We start from the raw sequence: 6,656 nt of genomic DNA, 5'->3' as shown, positions 1-6,656 counted from the left end.
ATCCAGAATTGATTGCATTAGAAAGTGATTTAGAAATATTGAAAACTGCCAAATATTCTCTTTTAGAATTTTGGTATCTGGTGACAGAAGAAATGGATTTATATCTAAGTTTTAGTAATGGTAAACAACATCAAAAAGTCAACACAGTAGATGTAGAAAGAATTGTCCAAAGAACAGAATGGGCAACTTTATTAAAGTGGGAAAATCTGAACTTTCTAGAAATTATTTTACAATTAGGGTGGGGACAACCGCAAGAAGCAGCTTATAAACGAGGAAGACCACTAGCAGGTAGTGAATTTATTCATGCCGTCAATCCAGGATGTTATCCTATTGGTTAATATCAGGATAATCCAATGAACCGTATATAGCATTTCCTAGTTTAACGCGGTACAAATTTATCTGCGTTTATCTGCGCTCATCCTTTTGCATCTGCGGTTAATAATTTCGGCTCATCCGCACTTAAATGAGAATTGCTATACAATCTCATCAAGTAACTGATTCTTGCGCTTCCCGATACAATCTTTTCGCTATCCGAAATAATTCTTGTCCTGTGTGCAAATAACGATCATCATAGCTTAACGGGAAGTAGGCTAACTCCTCTATTCCATCTGCCACTTGACTCATACAATAGTAAATATGGGCGGCTGCGGCTGCAAAACTAGTAGGATTTGGCAAAGAACGAAACTTAATTTGTGCGTCTCGTAAATCTTCCCGACAGGATGCTAAATAATCTTGAAATTCGTCTAAAAGATCATCATCAAAAGGATCTGCGGCTAAGTCGTCAATTTGTGATTCTAAAGAATTGAGAATTGTCGAAAGTATCCGATTTACTGGTTTATAAACTAAACGTAGCCATTCTTCAACGTTTTCATCAACATCTTTTCTCGTTTTCCTAGTTGCTTTGTGGTGCTGTTGGGCATATTCTGCACGTTTTTGGCGAACTTGATGGAATTTTTGCTGACTGTGACGGAGTTTTTCGTCGTAATTGAAACGACTTTTACCGTCACTTAAAACTTCATAAGCAGCATTAACACGAATAATTTGTTCATTGTCTGTGATTTCTTGATTACTATCAGGATGAAAAATTTTCACCAAGCGGCGATAAGCTTGTTTAATCTCCGCAAGACTGGCATTATTACTAACTTTTAGGGTGTCGTAGTGGTTAAAATCGGACATGAATCGAATAGATTGTTAATTGGTGCTAGTTGCTGTTTTCGCTTCTAGGTCTTGGAATAAAGGTGTACTTAAATATCTCTCACCGAAACTAGGCTGAATCATCACAATTAAGCGTCCTTGATTCTCTGGACGTTGGGCAACACGAACCGCTGCACAGAGGGCTGCACCACTGGAAATGCCCGATAGTAGCCCTTCCTCCCTGGCTAATTTGCGACTAAAGGTGATCGCCTCCTCATCAGTCACCGTAATTACCTCATCAATCAATTCTACCTTTAAGACCTGGGGAATAAAACCTGCCCCAATGCCCTGAATTTTATGGGGACCTGGTTTACCCCCCGATAATATCGGGCTATTAGCTGGTTCGACAGCGATCGCCTGAAAACTTGGTTTCCGGGCCTTCAAAACTTCCGCCACCCCCGTAATCGTCCCTCCAGTCCCCACTCCCGCCACAATCATATCCACCAATCCATCCGTATCTGACCAAATTTCCTCCGCCGTAGTTTCCCGGTGAATTTGGGCATTAGCCGGATTGCGGAACTGTTGCAACATATAGGAGTATGGTGTTCTGTCCACAATCTCCTGCGCCCGCCGAATCGCCCCACTCATCCCCTCAATTCCCGGCGTGAGTTCCAATTGGGCCCCATAAGCCCTTAACATTGCCCGCCGTTCCGCACTCATCGTTTCCGGCATAGTTAAAATTAATTGATACCCCTTAGCTGCCGCTGCCATAGCCAAGGCAATACCAGTATTTCCCGATGTTGGTTCTACCAGAATCGTCTTCCCCGGGGCAATTAATCCTTCCTTTTCCGCCGCCATAATCATACTTACCCCAATGCGGTCTTTTACCGATGAGGAAGGGTTCATACTTTCCAATTTCACGAGAATTGTCGCCACACAACCTGATTCTTGAGGAATCCGGTTTAACTTCACTAAAGGTGTCCGTCCCACCAATTCCGTAATATTCTCAACAATCCGCATCATAAAATTTTCCGTCTTCAAATGTAGTACATGATATCCAACTGCTTCCGGGAATCCCGTTTTTCACAAAGATCCTGAAGCGAATAATTTTGTAACACTAAATTTGCCGCTTGACGTGCTTCCTGCCAAATTTCTGACACCACAGAATTATCTAAACTTGTGGGTTTAGTATTTTGTTCACCAGTCTGCACATCCAAACCTTCCAAACATTCTAAAATTTCAAAGATACTAATTTTTCGAGGTTCTCGCGCCAGTAAATAGCCACCTTTTGAACCCCGTTGACTTTTAACTATACCCCGCCGCCGCAAAGTTGCTAACAGTTGTTCTAAATAGCGATCAGGTATCTTTTGTTGCAGAGCGATTTGCCGAATTTGCATCGGTTCACCGTTGTCATAATGAGTAGCCATCTCTAATAACGCCAAAATTGCGTATTCAGATTTACATGATAGTTCCACAAGCAGTAGTCCAAGATCAAAATTGAAGGATAAAAATGAGCAAAACCTGACAGTTCATCTCTTTTACAGTATACTCCGGTTCTCCACTGGGGTTTTTACTCCCCACAAAAAAACCCCGCCATGGGGCAGGGTCAAATCACGTTGAAACTTATTAACAAACTTTTAACTATTTAGAAGCTAAAAGTTGTTCTGAGTGTACCAACAAAGGCATCATTACTGGTATTATTTTGTCCAGGAGATGCCACCCAGATAACTCCAGGAGTTACGGATACATTTTCAGAAACGCGATACTTATAGAAGCCTTCTACTTGGTATGGAGTCTCTCTACCAGTCGCACCTAGTGAGTAAGGTTGAGCGCCACCGAAGATACCCAAGACGTTACCTTTCTTACCAAAATCAGGTAAAGCTAAACCTGCACCATAGCTCCAAGCTTCTTTATCATCATTAGCTCCAAAGCCTGTAACATCATGGTAGGAAACGAAACCACTCAAAGACAGTTTATCGCTAGGCTTGATAGCTGCGGAAATACCGTAGGAGTTGCTGGAAGAGGCACTAGCAATACCTGTTGCTGAATTAACGCCTAAAGTATTCGCTTGTGCAGTACCTACTAAAGCACCAGTACCAAGTCCTGAATCAAATAAGGTAGTACCTGCTTTTTGATAACCATGGACATAGGTGGCAGCCAAAGCGACGCGATTACCAACGTTAAAATTTAACTGACCTAAAGCCGCATAGTTGCCATCAAACAAGCCATTGCTGGGACTAGGATCATTAGCACTTGAAGCTAAGTAACCTAATGTGAGAGAACTTGGTTTCAAGAAACTATCACCAGGTTTCCCAAAGGGTACATTCAAGGCAATACCAGAACCACCACCAATCCGGTAGATGGGGTTTTCAGATGCGAAGGTACTTAAAGCCCCTTTACCACCATCTGTTTTATCAAAAAAGTAAGGATTGTTAACAGCGGCATAATCACTATGTTGCCCACCACTAGCTGAAAGATAAACTCTTGCAGGTCCTACAGGGGCTTCATAGGTTAACTTGTCAATTTTAACGCTGTTAGCTGGGCTAGTTGCACCAACTTCAAAGGTTTGTTTGCCAACTCCACCGGACGCAATAGGACTATTCGCATTATCTCGGAGACTAAAGCCTGTGGCATTACCAGCAGCCAAACGGGTGGTTAATATATCTCTACCCGTAAAGCTGGTTTCTAAACCTAAGCGCACTCTATCCTGGAAAACTGCCCGGTTAGCTTTGCCTGTTTCACCACCAAAAACGTCGGTGACAGCAAAAATAGCTTCACCTTTTAACTTAGTGGTAGTGGAGAATTGATTGGCTTCTAATTCAGCAGTCCGCCCTTCTAAAGCATCTACTCGACCGCGTAAAGTTGCCAATTCCGCAGAAAATTCTTCTTGCAACCGCTGCAATGTTGCTAAATCCTGTTTTGTTACCATATCAGCGGTTGCTGTGGCAATCAATTCATTTACACGATCTAAACAAGAATTTAAACCAGCAGCAAATTCGTAACGGCTTAAAGCCCGATTACCGCGATATGTGCCATTGGGATAACCTGCAATACAGCCATAGCGCTCTACCAAAGATTGCAAAGCTTGGAATGCCCAATCTGTAGGTTGCACGTCAGAGAATTGGGAAACTGATGTTACCTGATTTAAAGAAGTATTGTTTTCGTTGCTGTAGCGGTTAACCTGAGCCAAAACTTGGGCTTCTTTGGTTTCTGTTGCCAATGTTGCTGGCTTTTCAGAAACTTCTGTTGTAGAGGAAGTTTCTATTGCCGATGCGTCCTGGGTGGTACTGGGTGCGGCGATCGCTGTTGAAGATACTAACAGTGCTGCTCCCAAAATTGCTGGGCTAACCACTAAGGATTTCCACAAAATATTAGACATTTTTTCTTTTCTCCTCACACCTTTATATGGATAACTTGAGTTCGCTGTAGCCAACTGGTTACAAGTGCGAAATCTTGTTGAAACCTGTGTAATAGGCATGGCTGCCACTATTACCACAATCATAGCTTTCACAAGGCTAACAATTGATTAACTAATTGTTAAACTTTAATGCAATTAACTTATGCAAAAACTTTCAACTATATCCTGTGGTTATATTATCACTTTTTCTAATAACCAACATAAGATTTTCTGTTCAAGTACGTATGTATACTCAACACGGGTGAGATTTAAACTTTTGCCAAATGACAAACAACCCAGATGTGTAGGGGTCAAGCAAGAGCTTCATTGGTGTCAACTTAAGCTCAAATCCCTACCACATCTCGTTTCTAGTCTCTGACTAGGAATGCAGTTGATGAGGCTCTGCCTCTAATATCATTGAAGGCAGAGCCTTCTAGAATTCATTCCCAGCCAGAGACTGGGAATGAGATGAAAATCGCTGAAAACTTCTTTACTCTTGCCTCTTGCCTTGCTAAGTAATTGGACAAAAATATTTATAGTCATTGCGAGCGAAGGGAAGCAATCACAACCCTTGGAATTGCTTCATTTCACTGCGTTATATATGGTTAACGCCACGCTGCGCTAACGCAATGACATTGTGTAATTAATTCTGTCTCACTACTTATAACGACAATTTTCAACGCCAACCTACTTATAGTTATAGTGGTCTGTCGAGCTTAAAATGAAGCATTGTTTTCGACTTGACAATATTTATTGATACTTCTTTAGTATATACCCATATCTATCCACTGTCAACTGTTTTGGATAGATTCTTGGACAACTTTGGACACGTTGTCCAGTAGTTTTTTGTTCTTGTGACTTCGCGAACCATACAGTCTTGCTGAAAAAACAGTAATGAGTTCAATCATGTCTGTTACTAATTCTTGTTCAAAAGTGGTTTCTTCGATTGATTTATTGATAATGACAACTTCAGTTTCAAATTCTTCGCACATTGCAAATACAATCTCAGAACCAAACCGGAGAAGTCTATCCTTATGAGTCAGGACTAATCTACCTACATCACCTTGCATAATCCGTTTCAGTAGTTTTTGAAGACCTTTTTTATTGTAATTTAAACCACTACCTAAGTCAGATATAGTCTCAAACTGCCAACCATTACTTCCGCTAAAAGCTTCTAAAACCTTTATCTGCCTAGATAAATCATCTTTTTGGTCATGGCTAGAAACGCGGGCATAATTGATAGTTATGCGGTCTTCTAACTGATTAAAATCTCGCGGTGTAATTCGTTTAATATCTGTAAGAAAAAATCTTCTATGCCCTGATGGACTGCGTTCAAATCGCAATTTACCAGCATCAGCCCATCTACGAACAGTTTTTACTGACACACAAAGCTCTTTAGCAGCATCACCTATTGAAATAGTCACTTCTTGGTTTTCCATATCATTAACTCCCTTGCTTGACTAAGTTAATTATATGGACGTTCCATAACATAAGGCTAGTTATGGGTAGAAATTGCTGAACAGTTTAAAACCCTTAAAAACTATCCGCCCTGATTTAGATTAGATAATCTAAGTCAGGGCGGTCTAGCGGGTCTTCAAGTTGCAACCAGACTGCCGGAGGGAACTCCGATGTTAAGCCTAGTTAGTTGAGCTAACTTAGTATCTCAAGAGAACTAAAGCTAACTTTTAGAGAACAGCCCCGGCGCACAGCCGGCTAACTGCAACTTGATGACCCATGCGTATACTACTTTCTATCATGGGCATCACCTCCTTGTTGCCTAAATGGTCTTAGTTTCAAAAGGGGCAAAGCAAAATGCTTTGGGTTTGTAACCTGAGACTACTATAACACAACTGCGAAAATTTGCAATACCCTGATTTCAATTTCTGCCACAAAAAAACCCTCACCAATGAGGTGAGGGCTAACTAACAAAGATAAATTCAGGGTAAATTCCAGAGTTAGAGAGCGTTACCACGTGGTAATACTTCTTCTGGGAATACAAACTGTTCGTGGGGTTGATCTTGAGGAGCCATCCAAGCGCGGATACCCTCATTCAACAAAATATTTTTGGTATAGAAAGTTTCAAACTCTGGGTCTTCTGCTGCCCGTAATTCTTGGGAAACGAAGT

The 6,656-nt window shown here is 41.3% G+C and carries 5 protein-coding genes and 2 pseudogenes; 1 reads left to right on the top strand and 6 read right to left on the bottom strand.

The genetic code is table 11. The annotated features are described in order from the left end of the window. Positions 1–338 (top strand): annotated as a pseudogene (locus IQ228_RS17985) (hypothetical protein); the annotation flags it as partial. A gap of 148 nt (positions 339–486) precedes the next feature. On the opposite strand, the gene IQ228_RS17980 reads toward IQ228_RS17985, so the two are convergent. The 6 genes and pseudogenes from IQ228_RS17980 to IQ228_RS17955 form a co-directional block, all read right to left on the bottom strand. After that, positions 487–1,176, bottom strand: a complete 690-nt coding sequence (locus IQ228_RS17980; protein WP_027403660.1) for a J domain-containing protein — start codon at positions 1,174–1,176, stop codon at positions 487–489. 15 nt (positions 1,177–1,191) lie between these two features. Then, positions 1,192–2,154 (bottom strand): cysteine synthase A, encoded by a 963-nt coding sequence (gene cysK, locus IQ228_RS17975; protein WP_193963790.1) that lies wholly within the window; start codon positions 2,152–2,154, stop codon positions 1,192–1,194. A gap of 17 nt (positions 2,155–2,171) precedes the next feature. After that, on the bottom strand, positions 2,172–2,609 hold the full coding sequence (locus IQ228_RS17970) for an Rrf2 family transcriptional regulator (RefSeq protein ID WP_027403658.1): 438 nt from the start codon (positions 2,607–2,609) through the stop codon (positions 2,172–2,174). A 170-nt stretch (positions 2,610–2,779) separates the two neighbouring features. Next, positions 2,780–4,513 (bottom strand): iron uptake porin, encoded by a 1,734-nt coding sequence (locus IQ228_RS17965; protein ID WP_027403657.1) that lies wholly within the window; start codon positions 4,511–4,513, stop codon positions 2,780–2,782. 809 nt (positions 4,514–5,322) lie between these two features. Next, complete coding sequence (locus IQ228_RS17960; RefSeq protein WP_027403656.1) at positions 5,323–5,970, bottom strand: IS607 family transposase; 648 nt, start codon at positions 5,968–5,970, stop codon at positions 5,323–5,325. A gap of 516 nt (positions 5,971–6,486) precedes the next feature. Continuing rightward, a pseudogene (locus tag IQ228_RS17955) lies at positions 6,487–6,656 on the bottom strand (photosystem II D2 protein (photosystem q(a) protein)); the annotation flags it as partial.

Origin of the sequence: Dolichospermum sp. LEGE 00246 (genome assembly GCF_015207865.1) — a bacterium.
Lineage (GTDB): Bacteria > Cyanobacteriota > Cyanobacteriia > Cyanobacteriales > Nostocaceae > Dolichospermum > Dolichospermum heterosporum.
Note: the sequence above shows the minus strand (reverse complement) of the source record. Positions and strands in the feature narration are given on the sequence as shown.

Bases quoted from the DNA above. Each gene is read 5' to 3' on its own strand.
- cysK (WP_193963790.1), bottom strand. From the start codon at position 2,154: ATGCGGATTGTTGAGAATATTACGGAATTGGTGGGACGGACACCTTTA.
- IQ228_RS17965 (WP_027403657.1), bottom strand. From the start codon at position 4,513: ATGTCTAATATTTTGTGGAAATCCTTAGTGGTTAGCCCAGCAATTTTG.
- IQ228_RS17980 (WP_027403660.1), bottom strand. From the start codon at position 1,176: ATGTCCGATTTTAACCACTACGACACCCTAAAAGTTAGTAATAATGCC.
- IQ228_RS17960 (WP_027403656.1), bottom strand. From the start codon at position 5,970: ATGGAAAACCAAGAAGTGACTATTTCAATAGGTGATGCTGCTAAAGAG.